The sequence below is a fragment of the Micromonospora sp. NPDC051006 genome (assembly GCF_044456245.1).
Lineage (GTDB): Bacteria > Actinomycetota > Actinomycetes > Mycobacteriales > Micromonosporaceae > Micromonospora.
The window spans coordinates 115,675-137,349 of record NZ_JBITFP010000005.1; the positions used below are offsets into that span (position 1 = coordinate 115,675).

The window sequence follows — 21,675 nt, forward strand, 5'->3', positions numbered from 1 at the left end:
CGACGAGAATGGCTGCTGTGGTCAAGTACCCGAACGGCGTCGAAGATGTGCAGGTGATCACCGACCGTTCGTCCTCCGACGCGCCGGCCCCCGACGCCGAGCGGATCCGGCTGGCCCAAGCCGACTCCGGGGAGCAGGACTGGCGCGCATGGGGTCCCTATCTGTCCGAACGGGCGTGGGGAACGGTACGGGAGGACTACAGCGAGCACGGTACGGCCTGGGACTACTTCCCGCACGATCACGCGCGGTCCCGAGCGTACCGATGGAACGACGACGGCATGGCCGGCGTCTGCGACGACCGGCAGACCTTCTGCTTCGCGCTCGCGCTCTGGAACGGCAGGGACCCGATTCTCAAGGAGCGGATGTTCGGTCTCGGGGGCGACGGCGGCAATCACGGCGAGGACGTCAAGGAGTACTGGTGGTACGAGGACTCCACCCCGACGCACTCCTGGATGCGCTGGCGCTACCACTACCCGCAGGCCGCCTTTCCCTACGACGAGCTGGTCGCGGTGAACGCGCTGCGCGGCCGGGACGACACCGAGTACGAGCTGGTCGACACCGGCATCTTCGACGACGACCGGTACTGGGCGGTGACCGTCGATTACGCGAAGGCGTCGCCGACGGACATGTGCATCGTGATCACCGTGGCCAACCGGGGCGACCAGGCGGCCACCCTGCACGTGCTGCCCACGCTCTGGTTCCGCAACACCTGGGCCTGGGGGCTGCCGGGCGCCGACCGGGTGCCGCGGCTGGTGGGCGACGGGTCGCGGCTGGTCGGCGAGCACTGGGTGCTCGGCCAGCTGCTGCTGGAGGGCGACGGGGCGCCGACCCCGCTGCTCTGTGACAACGACACGAACGCCGAGCGGCTCTGGGGCCTGCCGGGCCGCTCGCCCTACCCGAAGGACGGCATCAACGACCACGTGGTCGACGGGGCGGCGACGGTCAACCCGGACCGGGAGGGGACCAAGGGCGCGCTGCACTACGTGCTGGACGTGCCGGCCGGCGGCAAGCGACAGATCCGGCTGCGGCTGACCCGTACCGCCGGGCCGCCGGCGGGCGACCCGCCGCCCCCCGCCGACCTGGGCGGCGGTTTCGACGCGGTGTTCTGGGCCCGCCGGGCCGAGGCGAACCGGTTCTTCGCCGGCGTGATCCCGGCGGCGGCCACCGCCGACGAGGCGCTGGTGGCCCGGCAGGCCATCGCCGGGCTGATGTGGGGCAAGCAGTTCTACCACTTCGACGTCAAGCGGTGGCTGGAGGGCGACCCCGGATCTTCGCCGCCGCCGGCCGGACGCCGGCACGGGCGCAACAGCCACTGGTGGCACATGACCAGCTTCGACGTGATCTCCATGCCGGATCCGTGGGAGTACCCGTGGTACGCGGCCTGGGACCTGGCCTTCCACTGCGTCAGCATCGCCCGGGTGGACCCGAGCTTCGCCAAGGCGCAGCTGCTGCTCCTGCTTCGCGAGTGGTACCTGCACCCCAACGGGCAGATCCCGGCGTACGAGTGGGCCTTCGGCGACGTGAACCCGCCGGTGCACGCCTGGGCGGCGCTGAAGGTGTTCGAGATCGACGGCAGCCGGGACCACGAGTTCCTCGCCCGGGTGATGCACAAGCTGCTGCTCAACTTCACCTGGTGGGTCAACCGCAAGGACACCGGGGGCAACAACGTCTTCGAGGGCGGCTTCCTCGGGCTGGACAACGTCGGGCCGTTCGACCGGTCCGCGGCGCTGCCGGTGGCCGGCGTGCTGGAGCAGTCCGACGGCACCGGCTGGATGGCGATGTACGCGCTCAACATGCTCGACATGGCCATCGTGCTGGCCGAGCACGACCGCACCTGGGTGGACACCGCCACGAAGTTCTTCGAGCACTTCACCTACATCGCCGCGGCCGCGTACTCGCAGGGGCTCTGGGACGAGGAGGACGCCTTCTTCTACGACGTGCTGCGGCTCGCCGACGGCAGCAAGGTGCCGCTGAAGGTCCGCTCGGTGGTCGGCCTGCTGCCGCTGGCCGCCGTCACCCGGCTCAGCGCCCGCACCCTGCACCACCTGCCCGAACTGGGCGCCCGGCTGCGCTGGTTCCTGACCAACCGGCCCGAGTACGCCGACGTGGTCGGCGCCCGCCGGCTGGGGCCGGACGGCCGGCAGCAGCGGCTGCTCTCCATGGTGGGACCGGAGCAGGTGGTCCGACTGCTGGCCCGGATGCTGGACAGCGACGAGTTCCTCTCCGATTACGGCCTGCGCACGCTCTCCCGGGCACACCTGGACAAGCCGTTCTCGGTCACCCTCGGCGGCCAGGAGTTCTGCGTCGGGTACGAGCCGGCCGAGTCCACCAGCGGCCTCTTCGGCGGCAACTCCAACTGGCGCGGCCCAATCTGGATGCCGACCAACTTCCTGCTGATCAGCGCGCTGCGCGACTACGCCGCCTTCTTCGGCGACGACCTCCAGGTCGAGTATCCGACCCGGTCCGGGGTGAAGCTGACCCTGAACGAGATCGCCGACGACCTCTCCGCCCGGTTGATCGCGCTCTTCACCCGCGACGGCTGGGGCCGCCGGCCGATCTACGGTGCGGCGCAGCTCTTTCAGACGCACCCGGACTGGCGGGACCTGATCGCCTTTCCGGAGTACTTCCACGGCGACAACGGCGCGGGCCTGGGCGCCTGGCACCAGACCGGCTGGACGGCGCTGGTCGCCGACCTGATCCTCACCCTGCGCCGCTGACCGCGCGCCGCGCCGCGCCGACGTGGCCGGTGGGCATGGTCGTGCTCCAAGCTACGGGGACGTGTGGTCGAGAATCGGTGCCATGAAAGACGTGGACTTCTCGCAGGACTGGGTCCGATTGCTGGGTCAACTTGACCGTAATGTGTCTTCCGAGCGGCTCTCGCCGGACACGGCGGCGTTGTCGGATCTGATGAACGTCTATCAGGTGCCGGGGGTCAGCATCGCCGTCGGGCACGTGAGCGGGCGGGTGTGGGCGGCGGGGTATGGCGTCACGGGTGGCGAGACGTCGACGCCGGTGACCGCCGGCACCGCGTTTGCGGCCTGTTCGATCAGTAAGCACGTTGCCGCGTTCGGCGCACTGCTACTGGTCCAGGACGGTGTCCTGGACCTGGACACCGACATCGGCGAGTACCTCACCTCGTGGCAGCTACTCGACCGCGAGGGTCGGCGACCGGGAGTTACGTTGCGCCAATTGCTGGCGCACACGGCGGGCTTGTCCGACACCTGGTATCGCGGCTATGCCGCGGATCGCGCCCCGTCGCTGTTGCAGGTCCTCGAAGGCAGCGGCTCGACGACTACTCCACCGGTTCGGTCGACCCTGTTGCCGGGCAGCCGTTTCCGGTACTCGGGCAGCCACTACGCCGTGCTCCAGCAGCTGATGGCGGACGCGACCGGAACCCCGTTCGAGGACCTCATGCGAACTCTGGTGCTGGAACCGATGGCCATGGCCGACAGCAGCTTTGACCAGCGGTTTCCACACCGGCGAGCGCATCTGGTGGCTCGTGGTCATCACGGTGGCGGCACCGGGATCCCCGGCGGTTGGCGAGCGCAACCGGAGACGGCCGCGGCTGGACTGTGGAGCACCCCGGCCGACCTGCTCCGGCTCGACCTCGAGATCGCCCGGGCGGCCTCGGGAGACTCGAAGCTGCTCGACCGCGACCTGGCCACCGAGATGTGGACACCGCAGATTCCGGGCGGCAGCTACGGGCTCGGCACCCAGGTCGACGACCGCGCCGGGCACCGGCGTTTTGGCCACACCGGGCTGAACGTCGGCTATACCTGCTTCTCCTACGTGTGGCCCGACAGTGGCACCGCGGTCGCTGCGATGACCAACTCCGAGGATGGATGGGAGCTGCTGGCCAGCATCCGCGCCGCCGCGGACCGTCGGTACGCCACCAGCACCACAGCCGCGCCGCTTGGTGACGTGACGGGCCGCTACGTGCTGCACGACGACTACCCGATCGACATCGCGATCACCAACAGCCGACTGACCTTCTCCGCCGCTGCCCAGCAACCGGTTGTACTACTGGCAGAACCGGACGGTCGCTACCTGCACCCAGGACTCGATCTGGAAGTCCGGTTCCTACCGACCAACGACCAGCCTCACGTCCTGGAACTGCGACAGGAAGGAGTCACGCAAACCGCGACACCATCAACCAAGCAACCAGAATCGTGACTGCCGCCAGGCCTTACTTGAATGCACCCTGCGGAATGCGCTATTGCCGATGAATGTGAGGCCATTGCGGTCCCCTGGTGGGCGGCTGTGATCGAGTTTGCGAGAGACTGTCGCTGTGGCTGCCATCGCCGAAGATCTTCCCGATGTCCTGACCGTGTCCCCGTTGCCGACACCGCCGGATACATCGGTGCGGCCTCCGGGCTCGAAGAGCATCACCAACCGGGCTTTGCTGTGTGCCAGCCTGGCCCCTGGCCGGAGCACACTGACCGGCACGCTGTTCGCTGATGACACACGCGCCATGCTCGATGCCGTCACAGCACGGGGCGCCGTGGTGGTGGCGGACGAGGCGAGTAGCACTGTCACGGTGACCGGAGTCGACCCCCGCACATCGGCCGGAGCGTCGACGGTCGACGCACGGCGGTCCGGGACCACCTCACGGTTCATCCTGCCGGCCGCAGCCCTGAGCCCACACCGCACCGTCGTTGATGGGACCCCGCAACTCAGAGCGCGGCCGTTCGGACCGGTAATCGAAGCGCTGCGTCACCTTGGAGCCACGGTCGAAGAACTGGAACGGCCCGGATTTCTACCCGTCGCGGTGGCCGGGCCCATACGCGGCGGGCACGTGCAGCTGCCCGGGCACCTGTCCAGTCAGTTCCTGTCTGGCCTACTCATGGCCGGGCCACTGATGCGTGACGGCCTGGACGTGGAGTTGACCTCCCCGCTGGTCTCCGTGCCGTACCTGAAGATGACCCTTGCCGTCATGGCGGCGTTCGGGGTGGATGCCGACGGCCTGAGTGTGCCCCCCGGCGGCAGCTACCGCCCGACGGACTTCGCCATCGAGCCGGACGCGAGCGCGGCCTCGTACTTCCTGGCTGCGGCCGCGATCACCGGCGGCCGGATCACTGTCGAAGGGCTGGGCGCCACAAGCCTGCAGGGAGACGTGGCCTTCGCCGACGTGCTGGAGCGCATGGGAGCACGGGTGGAACGCGCCCCCAACCAGCTCACCGTCATCGGCACTGGAGCATTGCGGGGCATCGACGTTGACATGACCGACATCTCCGACACCGCGCAGACGCTGGCCGCAGTCGCCGTTTTCGCCGACGCCCCTACCCGAATTCGCGGTATCGGGTTCATCCGCGGCAAGGAAACCGACCGTATCGGCGCGACCGTCACCGAACTGCGACGAGCTGGTATCGACGCCACCGAGCACGACGACGGATTCACCGTCTGCCCGGGCACGCCGACTCCGACGAGATTCGCCACCTACGAGGATCACCGCATGGCGATGAGCTTGTCGCTCGTGGGTCTCCGTACACCCGGCATCGAGATCGCCGACCCCGGATGCGTGGCGAAGACCTACCCGGGATTCTTCCGCGACCTTGCCCGCCTGAGATGACCGATTGAGCGCGCGACGCGGCGTTGAGAAGTGCCGGCTCGGCCGGCATGCGCACATGGGCCACGGTCGCAGGTCAATGAAACAAGTAGCCGATGTGCGAGCGTCGGTGACGGGTCGGCCCAGTCCTAGTACGGCAGCCGCCGTTCGGGATCTGGGCTGAGGCGTTCATCGGAGCGGCATATGTCACGCTCATTTACAAGGGCTTCACCGATGTCGGCGGTGGTGTGGTCAGGCTTTGGAAGCACGGGCGCAGTAGGTCGATGATCTGCTCGGGTGAGGCGTTCGCAAGGTGCGTGAGGCGCAGCAGGTATCGCTCGGCTATCACGCCGTGGATGATCGCGCTGAGTAGGCTCGCGCGTAGGTCGGCGTCGGGCGTCGATATCGCCTCGGTGAGCTGGTTGAGCTGAGGCTCTCCGGCCGTCCGGTAACGGTCGGCGGCGTCGGCGTTCGTGAGCATCGATCGCAGCACCGCCAGGGAGGCCGCCGGCTCGCCGGTCAGGCGCCGGCCCAGCGACGTGAGGAGTGCCTCGGCCACCTCACCTGAGGTGCCGCCGGGCAACTCGTCGGCGGGCACCTCGACGGCCCGGGCGAAAAGCAGGTCCTTGCTGCCGAAATAGTGCATGACCAGGGCGGCGTCAACACCGGCAGCCGACGCCACGGCCCGAATCGTGGCTCGGTCGTAGCCGAGTTCGGCGAAGATCTGGCGGGCCGCCGAAAGGATGCGCTCCTCACTTTGGAGGCGCTGCTGCGCTCTGGTAGGGCGGGCGCTCGATTCAGTCACGGGTTCATTCTACGGCTGTTGACCGGCTGCACTCGAAGCTCTACGCTCGTTCGGTCAACAGGCGTTGAACGAATGGGGGTGGCCATGACTGCCACGTCACGCGAAGTCGTCGAGCAAATCCTGCGCGCGAGCCGCGAGCAGAACACTGAAACGTTCGTCAACCTGTTCGCAGCGGACGGCTATATCGAGTGGCCGTACCTACCAGCAGGCATGCCGGACCGTGTGGAGGGCCGCGACCAGATCCGCGAGTTTCTGACCGCTCGAGCTAACGGCCTCGTCAAGTTCGACGAGTACCGCAACACGGTGATCCACGAGACCACTGACTCGGAGGTGGTGATCGTCGAGTATGAGGCTCACGGCACCGTGATCCCCACAGGCGCACCCTTGCACCAGACGATTGTTGCCGTTTTGCGGATCAGGGACGGCTTGGTCGTCTCGTACCGCGACTACCTCAACCCCCTGGTGCTGGCCGAAGCCCTGGCAGGCATCGGCAACGTTTAACGACAGCCCTCGTTCGGGATCTTGTCCGATTAGGTGGACGCAGGGCGGCCACCGCGTGATCGTCTGTATGTTGTGGACAAACATTCGAGTCTTGCGGTGGCCGCCGGCCACAGCGTAGACGTTGCCGGTTGGCAGCAGGTTTTGGATCAGGTACTGAGCGCGTTTGCAGGCCGTTTCGGGCGTGTTGAGCCGCGACGTGCGGCGGCCGGATTCGTGAACGGCATGCTGGCCGATCTTGAGGTTAAGACCTGCTGGCAGCTCGCTGAACAGGCCGGACATGCCCGCCCGGATGCGATGCAACAACTGCTGTATCGGGCGGTGTGGGACGCCGACGCCGTCCGCGACGACTTACGGACCTTGATCGTCGGACGTCTCGGCGATCCGGAAGGCGTGTTGGTCCCGGATGAGACCGGGGACTTGAAGAAAGGCACCCACACGGTCGGGGTGCAACGCCAATACACCGGCACCGCCGGGCGGATCGAGAACGCCCAGGTCGCCGTGTTCATGACCTACGCTGGCCAACGCGGGCACACTTTAATCGATCGGCGCCTCTACCTGCCCGCATCCTGGACCAATGATCCGGACCGGATGCAAGCCGCTGGTGTCCCTGAGCAGATCGGGTTCGCGAAACGCTGGGAACTGGCCGCGGACATGATCACCGCAGCCGTCGAGGCGGCCGTGCCGGCACGATGGGCCGCCGCGGACGAGGCCTACGGCAACAGCAGTACCTTCCGCAGCCGGCTCCGCAAGCTCGGACTCGGCTATGTCCTGGCTGTCTCGTGCGACCACCCGGTCCCGCTCGACGCCGGTAAGACCCGCCGCCGCGCCGACCACATCGCCACCAACCTGCCCGCGACGGCTTGGCAAAGCCGGTCAGCAGGCGCCGGGTCCAAGGGCCCAAGATTTTACGACTGGGCCTGGCTCGACGAAGTCACCACGGACACCGACCCGGACGTCGGTGGCCGGCACAGCCTGCTGATCCGCCGGAACAACACCACCGGTGAGCTGGCGTTCTACCGCTGCTGGAGCCCACGGCCGGTCAGCCTGGCCGTGCTGGTGCGCGTCGCCGGGATCCGCTGGACGGTCGAGGAAAGCTTTCAGGCCGCGAAGGGCCAGGTCGGTCTCGACCAACACCAAGTTCGGCGCTGGAACTCCTGGCATCGCTTCACCACCCTCGCCATGGCCGCCCTCGCAGTCCTGGCGATCGGCGCCGCCGACAGCCACGACCCCGCAAACGACCCCGCCGAGCAGGCCATGATCGCGTTGACGGTCAACGAGCTCCGCCGCCTCATCAACGTTTTCATCATCAAATCCAGCCATGACCTCATACATTGTTTGCACTGGTCAGGATCGCGACGACAGCACCAAGCCCGAGCCAAACGAGCCCACTACGCCCGTCGCCTCAACCTTGAACTTCAGCCATGATCTCGAACGGCGGCTGCCGTACTAGGGCTGGCTCGATTGCGAGGAGTTGTCGAGAAGCACCTCGTAGCGGCACAGGTCGCCGTCGGCACCCGATTGCCGGAAACCCGCGCGTTCAAGGGTGCGTTGGGAGGCGACGTTGTCTCTGTCGGTGTCGGCAACGACCCGGGACACTCCGTGCTCGGCCGCGACGGTCAGCAGCACGGTGACCGCCTCTGCCGCGTAGCCCTGTCCACGAGCCGACGCTGCCAGGCCGTAGCCGATCTCGACGCATCCGTCGTGCGGCTGGCCCTTGAAGCCGATGCCGCCGATGGCCTTCCCGTCGGCCTTGCGAGTGATCCGATAGTGCCCGAATGGCCTTGGGTTCCCATGGGCCGCGGCGGTCCTCAGGAACGCCGTGACGCCGATGACGTCACCGTCGAAGGGGAAGTCGGCCGCCCAGAGGTCACCCGCTCCGGCCTGACGCGCGACTATGCGTTCGCCCTCTGCGGTGTCGATCGCGTGCAAGGTGAGTCGCGGTGTGTGCAGTTCGGTCACGGCGGCAGCCAAGCAGGGCGCCGCGGCTGCCACAAGCTACTTTTCGCGTCCGGCGCACCCGGCGTCGGGTCGGCCGGTGCCGGAGATGACCCGGATCGGCCGTAGTCGCCAATCCGTCATGGAGCGACCACGGGCCGTGTGCGCCACTAGGCTCGTGGCGTGTCCGGACCTGAAGAAGGGGCCGCCGAACGAGATCTGCGTGACCGCATCGTCACGGCTGCCCGCGAGTTCGCCGAGGCGGAAGGCTGGGCGGGGGTGAGCATCCGGCGGTTGGCCGATCGGGCCGAGATCGACATCGGTGATCTCTACCGGCACTTCGCCGATCTGGAGGCGCTGGTCGCCGCCGTCGCGGTGTGCGCCTTCGCCGACATCGCCGCCGACCTGGCCGAGGCCCACGCCGAGGCGACCGGCGGGCCGGAGGGCGCCTGGCCGGCGGTGGTGAGCGCGTACCTCGACTTCGCGTACGCGAACCCGGAGGTCTACGACGCGATGCTCGTGCTGACGCCCGACCTGGCCCTCGGCGTCGACGGCGTGCCGGCGGCGCCCCGGGCGGTCTTCGCCGAGCTGCGTGCGGCGCTCGCCCCGCTGGCCGCGGGGCGTGACCCGGACACCCTCGCCGAGGTGGGCTGGAGCCTGCTGCACGGGGTGGTCATGCTCACCCGGGGTGGCCGGCTGCGCCCCGAGGCGCAGGAGGAGCGGGAGGCGATGATCGCGGACCGGCTGCTGCGCTGGCCCTGACAAGCGACGGGCGGGCGCGACGCGCCGCTGGGCCGGAGCGGAAAGTCACTGCGCACACCGCGTCCGGTGCCCTAGAGTCCCGGACCGTTCGGATGAGCGTGAGGAGGCGGCGGCATGACGGTCGGCGGGATGGCAGTGCGGCGCGGGCAGGTGTTGGTCTTCGACGCGGACGACACGCTCTGGGAGAACAACGTCGTGTTCGAGCGCGTGATCGACGACTTCCTCGCCTGGCTCGATCACCCCACCCTCGACCGGGCCGAGACCCGAGCCATCCTCGACGACATCGAGCGGGCCAACGCGGTGGCGCACGGTTACGGCAGCAAGGTCTTCCTGCGCAGCCTGGGGGAGTGCCTGGAGCGGCTGCGCGAGCGGCCGGCCACCGACGCCGAGCGCCGGGAGATCGACCGGCTCGCGGTGGCGCTGGTGGAGCACAAGGTCGAGCTGATGCCCGGGGTGGCCGAGGCGCTGGACGAGCTGGCCGGCCGGCACGAGCTGCTGCTGCTGACCAAGGGCGAGCGGGAGGAGCAGCAGCGCAAGCTCGACGCGTCCGGGCTGCTGCACCACTTCCGGGCCGCGCACATCGTCCGGGAGAAGGACGTCGACACCTACCGGTGGCTCGTCCGCGAGCACGACTTCGACCCCGCCCGCGCCTGGATGATCGGCAACTCCCCGCGCTCGGACATCCGCCCCGCCCGAGCGGCCGGGATGAACGCGGTGTTCATCCCGAACGAGAACACCTGGGTGCTGGAGCATGACGACCTGGACCCGACCGACCGGGGCGTGCTCCGCCTGGCCGCCTTTCCCGACCTGCTCCGGCATTTCTGAGCAGCGCCGCTCACCCGGCGTCGCCGCCGCGACGGGCGTACGGTTGCTGAGCCGGGTGGCGCCGCTCCGCGCGCTCGCCGCCGGCGCGCTGGCACGCCGACGCCGACCAGCGGCACACCGGACGCGGCACACCCCACGGCGAGGTCGTCTCGACCAGAAACAGCGTTCACGAGAACCGTCGTGTTACGCCGACATGCCGCTTTTCCACGTTGATATCAATCACCCTTCTCCGACTCCGCGGCTCCTTGTCCAGCCTGGAGAAACGCGCCTAACCTGAGCCGGCGCTCGCGCCTCTTCGGGGTGAGACGGGAGCGCGCCGAAGTCCGGTCGTTGGGCACCGTGGAGCTGAGTGCAGGCGGGCCGGCTCGTCGTGTTGAGCCCGGAGTGGGCGGCGTGCCACGCCCGCACGTTCAATACGACGATGTCCGCTACCACGCCCGGACGGTGGGGGTCAGGACCGGGGAGTTGCGGACCCGGTCCTGACCCGTTATCTGTTTCCGTTTCGGCGCCGACTGATCCTGGTGGCGTCCGGCTCGTCATTTCCGTTACGCCGACTCTCCGCGTGGGCAACCGACGTTCCTCACTATTTCCGGGGCCCCGGAAGCGGCTGCGGCCTGTCATCATCCTTCGAATGGAACGCAGACATATCGCTGCGGTGGCGACGCGGGCGGGTCGGCCGTGAGCGGGCGGGGGCGGCCGATCCCGCCGCCGAACCGGGCCTCCGCGCTGACCACGCTGCCCGATGCGACCAACCAGGTCGTCATCGTCACCGGCAACGGCTACAGCACGACGTACGCGACGCTGGAGACGTTCGCGAAGGTGGGCGGGCACTGGACAGCGGTCTCGGCGCCGCTGCCGGCGCGCATCGGCTCCAAGGGGTTCAGCGACAACCACGTCGAGGGTGTGGCCACCACGCCGACCGGCGTCTACTCGTTCGGCCCGACCATGTACGGCATCGCCGCTGACCCGGGCGTGCGGTTCCCGTACCACCGGTTGGTGGCGAACGACTGGTGGAACGAGAACGTCAATTCGCCGCTCTACAACACCTTCCAGCACAGCACCACCAACCCGGGCGGCTACAGCGAGGCGCTCTGGCAGGAGGTCCCGGCGTACACCCACTTCGCCGTGATCACGTACAACATGCCGCCGAACGTGGCGAAGCCGGTGCCGGGCGCCGGCAGCGGCATCTTCCTGCACGAGTTCAGCACCGCCAGCGGCAACGCGACCGCCGGCTGCGTCAGCCTCTCCCATGCCAACCTGCTCAAGGTGCTCACCTGGCTCGACCCGGCCCGCTCGCCGCGGATCGTGATGTGCCCGGTGCAGAACCTCGGCCGCTACTGACACCACCCGTCCCCGACAGGGCCGTCCCGCGCGTCGGGGCGGCCCTTCGTCGTGCCCGGCCGCCGATACCGCCGCGAGATAGCCGGACGATAGCCGGACGATAGCTGTCGGTGTATGTCCTCTCCCTAGCTTCTACCCGACGTATTGGCCCTTGACCGGAGGGTAACGGGTGAGAAGAAAGCTAAGGGGACCGCTGATCGCGGCCCTGGTGGTGACCCTGGCGGCCACCATGGGCGGGACGCAGGTCCTGTCCGAACAGAGACCGGAGGGCGCCGCGAGCGCCGACGACGACGGAAAGGGCCTGCTCGACCGGCTCGGGGGCGCCGCCCGCGGGTTGGTCGGCGACGGACCAGACCGGCCCAGGCCGGAGGTCATCAGCGCCGGGCTGTCGGTGCAGGAGAACACGCCGGCGGGCAAGGCGTGGCCGGCGCAGAAGCGGGTCAAGGAGTTGACCGGCAAGCGCACGGCGAACGGCAAGACCTACCAGCTGTCCGACGGGCGCACGCAGGCGGAGATCTCCGCGGTGCCGGTGCACTACAAGGACTCGAAGGGCCGCTACCAGCCCATCGACACCACCGTCCGGCCGACCAACGACAAGGGCTACGTCCAGGGCAACCGGACGAACGCCTTCACCAGCCTCTTCGGGGACAGCTCGGATGAGCTGGCCCGGTTCGAGCAGGACGGCCGCAGCATCGAGCTGGGGCTGGCGGGCGCGCCGCAGGCGGTCACTCCGAAGGTGTCCGGCTCGACGGTGACCTACGCCGGCGTGGCCGGTGGCGCGGACGTGGTCTACGACGTGACCAGCACCGCGCTCAAGGAGAAGATCGTCCTGCGTAGGGCCCCGGCCGCGCCGGTGTCCTACACGTTCACGCTCGACAGCGCGGGGCTGGTCGCGCAGCAGCGCGAGGACGGCTCGATCGCGTTCGTCGGCCGCGACGGCGGCCGGACGTACTTCGAGATGCCCGCGCCGTTCATGTTCGACGACAAGGACGACAAGGCCTCGCCGCACGGCAAGGTGTGGAGCGACAAGGTCACCCAGAAGGTGACGCAGTCCGGCGCCACCACGACGGTCACCGTCACCCCCGACGCGGGTTGGCTGGCGGACTCGGCGCGGGTGTACCCGGTGGTGGTCGACCCGACCATCAAGGTCCAGCCGGTGCCGACCGACGCGCAGGACGTCGCGATCTACTCCGGCGCCACCACCACGAACTACAACGACACCTACCAACTGAAGGTGGGCACGGACGCCTCCCAGTCGTGGCGGTCCCTGGTCAAGTTCGACGTCAGCTCGGTCCCGGCGAACACGCCGATCGACGACGCGCGGCTCGACATGTACTACTCGCAGACCCACCACGCGTGGGGCTTCGACGTGGCGATGGAGGCCCGGCGGGTCACCCAGCCGTGGACGGAGAGCACCGCGAACTGGTCGAACATGAACGCCAACATGGCCGCACAGCCGGCCGGCAACATGGTCACCAAGGACGACGGCGACTCCGGCACGTCGATCAGCGGCACCTGGCCGTACTCGGCCAACGCCGATCTGACGCCGCTGGCGATCAACGGTGACTACCGCTACAACAGCGACACCACCGCCGGGAACACCCACACCTGGGTGCCGACCATCACCGAGTCGGGTGACTACCAGGTCGAGGTCCACTACGTCTCTGAGGCGGACCGGCCGACCAACGCCCCTTACACGGTCTACTACAACGGCGGGTCCAAGACCTACAACGTCGACCAGACCGGCAGCGGTCTCGGTGAGTGGAAGACCCTCGGCGTGCACCCGTTCGTCGCCGGCACCACCGGCAAGGTCGTCCTCGGCGACGTGCTCGGCAAGTCGGTGATCGCGGACGCGGTCCGCTTCACCCGCTGGGGCGTGACCACCAAGAAGGCCGCGGTCTCCAACGTCTGGAGCTCGTTCCCGGTCCGCAATGCCGTGCAGGAGTGGGTCAACAAGTCCCAGCCGAACTACGGCTTCATGGTCAAGGCGGTCGACGAGGCGAAGAAGGGCCGCGGCGGCCCGATCTTCGAGGCGTCGGAGTTCGCCTACAACAACGCGCGGCGGGACTACAACCTGCCGAAGCTGGTGGTCACCTGGGGCACCCCGGGCATCGCGGTGAACCCGCCGACCACGATCACCTCGACCGGTGCGGTACTGGACTGGCCGGCCTACCCGGGCACCGACATCGCCGAGTACCAGGTGCACCGCAGCATCTTCCAGGAGTACACGCCGTCGGCGGCCACGCTGGTCGCGCCGGTCTCCAGCGCCACCCGCACCTACCAGGACACCACCGCGGTCCCCACGCCGGCGGACAACACCGACCCGTTGGCGCGGAAGTTTTATTACTACATGGTCGCGGTCAAGACCAAGGACGGGCGGCTGATCGCGGGTCCGACCCAGTCGGCGATCCTGCCGAAGGCGGGTCAGATCACCCGGATCTACCGTACGGGCACCACGGACACCACGCTGGCGCAGAGCCGGCCGACGGAGAACGTGGACGTCTACGACGGTGACCCGTACGTCAGCCCGGGCAACAACTCGCCCTACTACGGCGACACCCACGGTCTGGTGAAGTTCCCGACGCTGACCGGGATCCCGACCGACGCCCAGGTCGTCGACGCCGACCTGCGGCTGTACAACACGTCGCTGTTCCCGGGCACGGACACCGACGAGTACGTCGACGTCTACAAGCTCAAGCGGGCGTTCACCGAGACGAAGGCGACCTGGAACACCTACGACGGTGTCAACGCGTGGACCACGGCGGGTGGCGACTACGACACCACCTGGAAGGCCGGCACCACCGGGTTCACCAACGACCCGGAGTGGGCGAGCTGGGACATCACCGCCGCGGTGAAGGGCTGGGTGACCACCCCGACCAGCAACAACGGCCTGCTGCTGCGCCAGCGCGACGAGGTCAACCAGACCGCGCGGGCGATGCTGCTGTCGTCCGAGGCGCAGGAGCCGCTGCTGCGCCCGACGCTGGAGGTCACCTACCTCGAGCAGAACGCCGAGTCGACCTACTACGCGGCTTCGACGCCGGCGTTGACGACGCCGAACGCCACGTACACGGTGCCGATGACCCTGTCGAACCCGACCCTGGCGGCGTGGAACCCGACCGACTGGGAGCTGGCCTACGACTGGAAGCGGCCCGACGGGATCACCGACGGCGCGGACGCCACCTTCGAGTTGAAGACGGCGCTGCCGAAGAGCGTCCCGGCCGGCGGCACGGTCGACGTGGCCGCGCAGGTGAAGACCCCGCCGTCGTCGACGGACGGGAACAAGCGCACCGACTACGTGCTGCAGTGGGATCTGCGCAACAAGCTCACCGGCAAGAAGCTGTCGGAGACCACTCCGGCGATCCAGCCGCTGCCGCAGAACGTGGCGGTGGAGGAGCCGACCTCCGACCAGCTGGGTCTGGAGAAGTTCTACTCCTACGCGGGGAAGAACACCGGCGCCGGTGGCTCGCTGATGAACAACCTGTACTCCGGCAACACGGTGTGGTCGTACAACGCGATCAACAACCCGTCCCGCGGGCTGTCGACGTTTGTGCGGCTGGCCTACAACTCGCTGGACACGAGTGACTCGGTCACCGGCTTCGGCTGGTCGTTGCAGGCGTCGTCGTTGATGCGCCTGGGCACGCCGCTGGACTTCCACCCGAACCCGAACCCGACCAAGGTCACGCTGACCGACGGTGACGGTACGAGCCACTGGTTCACCTGGGACGCGGCGGCGAACGAGTGGAAGAGCCCGAAGGGTGTGCACCTCTACCTGCAGAAGTACAGCAGCGTGGACTGCAAGCCCAACACGCAGGAGCCGAAGGCGTGGGTGCTGACCCGGCCGGACCGGACGCAGTTCTTCTACGACTGCGAGGGCTTCCTGTCCAGCATCGTGGACAACAACCAGAACGAGATGCGCTTCGTGTACGAGGAGCGCAAGTCCAACAACAAGCCGACGAAGTTCCTCAAGTACATCCTCGACGCGACCAACCGTAAGACCCTGACCATCGAGTACTTCGCGAAGGGTCAGACCTTCGACTACATCGATGATGTCACCTGGACCCGCAAGACCGGGACCGGCCTGACCAACCCGAAGATCATCGACCACATCTCGGAGATCACCGACATCTCCGGGCGGAAGCTGACCTTCGCGTACACCGACAAGGGTCTGCTCGGTGAGCTGATCGACGGTGCCGGCTCGACCGACGGCGCGCCGAAGACGTTCAAGTTCGCCTACGACATGACCCAGGGCAACAAGAACGTCAAGCTGGTCAAGATCACGGACCCGCGGGCCAGTGCCAGCGGCGCCAACTACTCGACCAACCTGGTCTACAACTACCCGCAGGCCGGCGACGACCCGAAGTGGCACTGGACCACCAAGTCGTACACCGACCGGCTCGGCTACCTGACCCAGTTCGCCTACGTCGACCCGGACGGCCCGCAGGGCAACAACATCAACACCACGGTCACCGACGCGGAGAACCACGCCACCGCCTACCAGATGGACGGCTACGGGCGGACCTACCAGACCACCAACGCCAAGAATGAGACCACGAAGTTCGGCTGGGACGACGACCACAACGTGGTCCGGATCGAGGAAGCCAACGGCGCGGTCGCGACCTGGGCGTACGACCCCAAGACCGGTTACCCGACCTCGATGAGGGACGCCGAGGCGGTCAAGAACGGTTGGCCGGGAACGGCGCTGGCCTACCAGCGCCAGCTCAACGGCTACGTGGCCGAGGTGATCAGCAAGACCAGCTCGGAAGGCCGCAAGTGGACCTTCACGTACACCGCCGAGGGTGACGTCGAGACGGTCACCGACCCGGTGGGCAACACCACGGCGACCGCCGGCGACTACACGAGCACGAACACCTACGACGAGTGGGGTCAGCTCCTCACCGCCAAGGACGCCAACGGCAACACCACCAAGTACGGTCCCTTCCACGCCAGCGGTTACCCGACGAAGATCGAGGACCCGGGCCCGGGCTTCTCGTACTTCACCTACGACGACCGGGGCAACACCCTCGAGGTCAAGAACGGCAAGAACGCCAAGGTCACCCAGGCGTACGACACGTTCGGTCGGCCGAAGACCAAGGTCGAGCCGATGGACGCGGCGAACAACCGCTTCATCACGACCAAGGCCCCGGTGTACGACGCCAACGACAACATCACCACGGCGTACGCGACCAACGGGGCGGAGTCGACGTCGGTCTACGACCGGGCCGACCAGGTCACCGAGTCGTACGCGCCGAAGGACGTGGCCACCGACCCGGAGCGCAAGACCACCACGACGTACGACAAGGTCGGCAACGTCCTGACCGTCACGGAGCCGCAGGGCAACCTGACCTCCACGGTCGGCGACTACACGACGACGACCAAGTACGACGCGATCTACCAGCCGATCGAGGTCGTCAACGGCCTCGGTCAGAAGGTGGCCTCGGAGTACGACAACGTCGGCAATGTCACGGTCCTGTACGACGCGAAGAAGACCGCCAGCGCGGCGGCCGACTTCACGACCAAGTACGAGTACGACTGGAACCACCGGGTCGTCAAGACCACCGACGCGCTCGGCAAGTTCACCACCGCCCGGTACGACAAGGACGGCCTGACGCTCGGGACCACCGACGCGGAGGGCAACGAGTCGCTGGCGCAGTACGACGCCCGCGGCGCGCTGGTCGAGTCGAAGGTGCCGCACAAGAAGGACGCCTCCGGCAACAACGTCTACCGGACGACCAAGTACGAGTACGACCAGGTCGGCAACCAGACGAAGGCGATCACGCCGCGCGGCGTGGACACCGCCGACGACGCCGACGACTTCGCCGTGGTGACCCTCTACGACGCGCTCAACCGCAAGAAGGAGGAGTGGTCGTCCTACGACAAGGACGACAGCCGCTACAACACGCCGGACAAGACCTTCTACACCTACGACGAGATCGGCAACCTGGCGAAGGTCAGCGCGCCGCCGTCGGACGGGCAGAGCGTCCGCAACGAGACCGAGTACACCTACTACGACAACGGGTGGACGAAGACGTCCAAGGACCCGTGGGACATCGTCAACTCGTACGACTACAACGACCTGGGCCAGCAGACCAAGAACACGCTGAGCTCGGCCGGTGGGTCGACCACCCGGACGATGACCTGGGACTTCTACCCGTCCGGCAATGAGAAGGGGCGGTCGGAGGACGGCCTACCGGTCGGCAAGGACGTTGTCCTCGTCGACAACTCGGACTCCCAGAACACGGCCACCCAGGGCACCTGGACCAGCGGCGCCGCGACCGGCAACTACGGCTACGACGTGGCCACCGCGCCCGCGGGCAGCGGGTCGGCGCAGTTCAACTGGCAGCTGACCATCCCGCGGGACGGCAGCTACGAGGTGTTCGTCCGGCACCCGCAGGTCAGCGGTGCCGCGACGGACGCGAAGTTCACCATCACCCACAGCGGCGGCAACGTCGTCAAGACGGTGAACCAGACCCAGAACACCGGCAGCTGGATCAGCCTGGGCAGCTACCCGTTCACCGAGGACGGCGTCCAGAAGATCACCGTCACCGACCAGGCGACGGGCAAGGTGCTCGCCGACGCGGTCAAGCTGGTGCGGGACAACGCCGGTGACGTGGACAACGAAAAGAAGGAGTTCACCTACCGGTACAACCCGAACGGGATGCTGGTCGAGGTCAAGGACCTCAGCCCGGGCGCGAAGATCAACCGGTACGACGTCGCGTACGACCAGCTGAACCAGATCTCGTCGGTCAAGGAGTTCGTCGGGGCCACCGACACGACGCCGAAGAACACCACGGCGCTCACCTACGACGACAACGGCAACCCGCTCACCTCGACCCACGACCTCACCTGGTCGAAGATCGAGTACGACGGTCGGGACATGGTCGCCAAGGTGACCAACGCCGACTCGCCGACGGCGGGCAACCAGCAGATCTCGACGTTCACGTACACGGCCCGCGGGCAGATGCTCAAGCAGACCAAGCCCAACGGCAACACCGTGGACTTCGAGTACTACCTCGACGGCGCCACCAAGCACCAACTGGAGAAGACCTCCGGTGGGGCGACCGTCGCGGAGCACACGCTGGAGTACCAGGCCAACGGGCACCCGTCCCGGGACGTGCTCAAGTTGATGAACGCCGACAACGCGTCGGACCACATCGACAACACGTACGTCTTCAGCTACGACCCGCAGGACCGGATCGCGAAGCTCGACAAGACCGGAGACAGCACGTCGACGGAGACGTACGTCTACGACGCCAACGGCAACACGGTCTCGCAGACGGTCGCCGGCACGACGAGCACCAGCAAGTACGACCGGAACCGGCTGCACTCCACCACCACCGGTGGCGTGACGCAGACGTACAACTACGACCCGCTGGGTCGCCTCGACACCGTGTCGATCGGTGGTCAGCGGACGCAGAAGCACTACTACGACGGTTTCGACCGCACGGTGAAGACCACTGCGGGCATCGGTGCGAACGCCAAGTCGACCACCTACGTGTACGACCCGTTCGACCGGACGGTGTCGCAGACGAAGGGCGACAAGACCACCCTGTTCACGTACCTGGGGATGGACAGCCAGGTGCTGCGCGAGGAGGTCGCCGGCAAGGCGGAGAAGTCGTACCAGTACGCGCCGTGGGGTCAGCAGTTGACCCAGATCAAGCACAAGGACGACGGCAGCCGGGAGTACTCGCAGTTCATCTACCGGCCCCGCGGTGACGTCGTCGGTATCACCAAGGATGACGGCAACACCCGCGCGACGTACGGCTACACGGCGTACGGCAAGGACGACGAGTCGCAGTTCACCGGTGTGGACAAGCCGGGTGCGACGCCGGAGGGTGAGGAGCCGTACAACGCGTTCCGGTTCAACGCCTCCCGGTGGGACTCGGGCTCCGGTACGTACGACATGGGTTTCCGCAACTACGACCCGGGTCTGAACCGGTTCCTGACGCGGGACACCTATGGCGGCGCCATGGCGGACATGGGTCTGGCGATGGACCCGTTCACGGGCAACCGGTACTCCTTCGCCGGCGGTAACCCGATCAGCTTCGTGGAGTTGGACGGGCACCTGTTCGGGATGTCGTGGTCGGACATCGGTCACGCCGCCCTGGACGTGGTCGGCATGGTGCCGGTCGTCGGTGAGGTCGCCGACGTCGCCAACGGCATCTGGTACGCGGCCGAGGGCAACTACGTCGACGCCGCTCTGTCGATGGCGTCCGCGATCCCGCTGGCGGGTAACGCGGTGGCCGCGGCGAAGCTGGCCAAGACCGGCACGAGGATCGCCGAGGGCATCGACACCGCCAAGGACGTCAAGAACGGCGCCGAGGCCGTCACTACTGGTGCCAAGGGAGCGCCCTCGACCGGCGCGCCCAAACCGAAGGACACGACACCGTCGGGTCCGAGCTGCAAGGTCAACAGCTTCGTACCCGGTACGAGGGTGCTGATGGCAGACGGCTCGACCACGGCCATCGAGGACCTGCAGGAGGGCGACTGGATCAAGGCCACGGATGTCGAGTCGGGTGCCACCCGGAACCGTGAGGTCACGAACACCCGCAACCACGAGGGTGACAAGAAGCTCGTCACTCTGACGCTCGACACCGACGGCCGTGATGGCCAAGCTACCGGCAAGGTCACGTCAACGGCCGGTCACCACTACTGGTTGCCGGACTCCGGGCGTTGGGTCACCGCGGACACGCTCAAGCCGGGCATGTGGCTGCGGGCGTCCTCCGGCGTCTGGGTGCAGATCACCGCTGTCGAGCACGAGAAGCGCTCTGCACGTGTCTACAACCTCACCGTCGATGCGGACCACAACTACTACGTCCTCGCCGGTGGCCAGACCGTCCTGGTCCACAACGAATGCCCTGACTATGATGAGCTCGCCGGTGACCGGGCGAAGCAGCTCCACGAGGGGCTGAAGGATCCCTCGAAGGAGAAGGGCGGATGGGCCTACGAGAACGACACGACGGCGGTGATTCTCGCTCGCGACCAGGCGGGTGACATCCGCACCATTGTCGCCTCGAACCGTAAGTACGTGCCCAAGGCGATCAAGAACCAGCTGGACGCCGATGCTGGCGATGTGTTTGCCAATGGCAAGGGGCATGCTGAGATGACGGCTCTGAGCTACATGGACAAGCAGGGCTGGACATTCCTCGGGGGCGGTGCCAACCGCAACGTCTGTCCTCCCTGTGAGAACTCAATACGTGACCGGGGGATGTCTCTGACGGGCCCGAAGTTCCTGGGCAGGCTCAAGTACCTCGGTCGGATGTTCAACTACAAGGGCGAAAGGACGTTCAAGTGACAGATCTGGAGGAGGACATGCGCCAGGCGTCTCTGCTTGGCCCTGCAGGTCGACAGAGTGCTGTCGCCCTGGTCCTCGTCCGATACTTCGGCTTCGATCAGGATCCGAAGTTTTCGCCCTGGTTCGAACAACATCGGGAGGCGCTGTCACAGGTGCTGGCCTTCGGCTCTCGGGTCCACCGTGAGGCGATCACCGGTTCCGGAGTGTCCACCGAAGAAGTTCGACCTGTAAGAGAACTGGTCGAGCGCGTTCTGGAGGCTAGCGATCCGGACGGCCCGCCTTTCGAAACGGAGATCGTCGACCATCTTGTGCTGGCAACGGAGGTTTTTGACTCCTTGGCGGCACCAGAGGACCTGGAACGGTTGAGGCGCGCCTTCGAACATGCCGAGGAACTTGCGGAGGCCTCTGAAGAGATGGCGGCCGAGTCTTCTTCTGAGGACGAGGACGCTGCCGAGTTCCTGCGCCTGGAGAGCGAGATCCGACGGTCGGATTTGAGTGAGGCGAGATTGGCGCGGGAGGTTCCGGGTTTCGATCCTGAGCTCCTTCTTCTTCGCAGCGAGGCGTTCGCCCGGTCCTACGCCGAGGTAATCGCCAACGGCTATTCGGATGAGGAAGCCGGTCGCTAACTAAATCCGCATTGTCCGGTGCCCACCCCGCCGCCAGTGGGGT

At 67.3% G+C, this 21,675-nt stretch carries 12 protein-coding genes; 10 read left to right on the forward strand and 2 right to left on the reverse strand.

Annotation, left to right across the window (positions count from 1 at the left end):
- Positions 1-8: 8 nt before the first annotated feature.
- The 3 genes from ACIBBA_RS11300 to aroA all read left to right on the forward strand — a co-directional run bounded on the left by ACIBBA_RS11300 (position 9) and on the right by aroA (position 5,569).
- Entirely contained in the window at positions 9-2,717 is a 2,709-nt protein-coding gene (locus tag ACIBBA_RS11300; protein ID WP_396696112.1) for an MGH1-like glycoside hydrolase domain-containing protein, read from the forward strand.
- 82 nt (positions 2,718-2,799) lie between these two features.
- Positions 2,800-4,173 carry a serine hydrolase domain-containing protein gene (locus ACIBBA_RS11305; RefSeq protein ID WP_396696114.1) on the forward strand — a complete coding sequence of 458 codons (1,374 nt, stop codon included), beginning with the start codon at positions 2,800-2,802 and terminating at the stop codon, positions 4,171-4,173.
- A gap of 115 nt (positions 4,174-4,288) precedes the next feature.
- The gene (aroA, locus tag ACIBBA_RS11310) at positions 4,289-5,569 is read left to right on the forward strand and encodes a 3-phosphoshikimate 1-carboxyvinyltransferase (protein WP_396696116.1); all 1,281 of its coding nucleotides are present in this window, start codon (positions 4,289-4,291) and stop codon (positions 5,567-5,569) included.
- A 193-nt stretch (positions 5,570-5,762) separates the two neighbouring features.
- On the opposite strand, the gene ACIBBA_RS11315 is transcribed toward aroA, so the two are convergent.
- On the reverse strand, positions 5,763-6,350 hold the full coding sequence (locus ACIBBA_RS11315) for a TetR/AcrR family transcriptional regulator (protein ID WP_396696118.1): 588 nt from the start codon (positions 6,348-6,350) through the stop codon (positions 5,763-5,765).
- An 84-nt stretch (positions 6,351-6,434) separates the two neighbouring features.
- On the opposite strand from ACIBBA_RS11315, the gene ACIBBA_RS11320 reads away from it, so the two are divergent.
- Together ACIBBA_RS11320 and ACIBBA_RS11325 are read left to right on the forward strand one after the other, a co-directional pair.
- On the forward strand, positions 6,435-6,851 hold the full coding sequence (locus ACIBBA_RS11320; RefSeq protein ID WP_396696495.1) for a nuclear transport factor 2 family protein: 417 nt from the start codon (positions 6,435-6,437) through the stop codon (positions 6,849-6,851).
- Positions 6,852-7,004: 153 nt separating this feature from the next.
- A complete protein-coding gene (locus ACIBBA_RS11325; protein WP_396696497.1) occupies positions 7,005-8,276 on the forward strand; it encodes an IS701 family transposase in 1,272 nt (423 codons plus the stop codon).
- A 21-nt stretch (positions 8,277-8,297) separates the two neighbouring features.
- On the opposite strand, the gene ACIBBA_RS11330 is transcribed toward ACIBBA_RS11325, so the two are convergent.
- On the reverse strand, positions 8,298-8,810 hold the full coding sequence (locus ACIBBA_RS11330; protein ID WP_396696120.1) for a GNAT family N-acetyltransferase: 513 nt from the start codon (positions 8,808-8,810) through the stop codon (positions 8,298-8,300).
- Positions 8,811-8,969: 159 nt separating this feature from the next.
- Between ACIBBA_RS11330 and ACIBBA_RS11335 the strand changes: the two genes are divergently transcribed.
- The 5 genes from ACIBBA_RS11335 (at position 8,970) to ACIBBA_RS11355 (ending at position 21,632) form a co-directional block, all read left to right on the forward strand.
- Complete coding sequence (locus tag ACIBBA_RS11335) at positions 8,970-9,548, forward strand: TetR/AcrR family transcriptional regulator (RefSeq protein WP_396696122.1); 579 nt, start codon at positions 8,970-8,972, stop codon at positions 9,546-9,548.
- A 114-nt stretch (positions 9,549-9,662) separates the two neighbouring features.
- A complete protein-coding gene (locus tag ACIBBA_RS11340) occupies positions 9,663-10,373 on the forward strand; it encodes an HAD family hydrolase (RefSeq protein WP_396696124.1) in 711 nt (236 codons plus the stop codon).
- 678 nt (positions 10,374-11,051) lie between these two features.
- A complete protein-coding gene (locus ACIBBA_RS11345) occupies positions 11,052-11,714 on the forward strand; it encodes a L,D-transpeptidase (protein ID WP_396696126.1) in 663 nt (220 codons plus the stop codon).
- Positions 11,715-11,883: 169 nt separating this feature from the next.
- Positions 11,884-21,006 carry a DNRLRE domain-containing protein gene (locus ACIBBA_RS11350; protein WP_396696128.1) on the forward strand — a complete coding sequence of 3,041 codons (9,123 nt, stop codon included), beginning with the start codon at positions 11,884-11,886 and terminating at the stop codon, positions 21,004-21,006.
- Positions 21,003-21,632: a hypothetical protein gene (locus tag ACIBBA_RS11355; RefSeq protein WP_396696130.1), complete on the forward strand. Its 630-nt coding sequence runs from the start codon at positions 21,003-21,005 to the stop codon at positions 21,630-21,632. Before ACIBBA_RS11350 ends, ACIBBA_RS11355 begins: the two co-directional genes overlap by 4 nt.
- Positions 21,633-21,675: the final 43 nt, after the last annotated feature.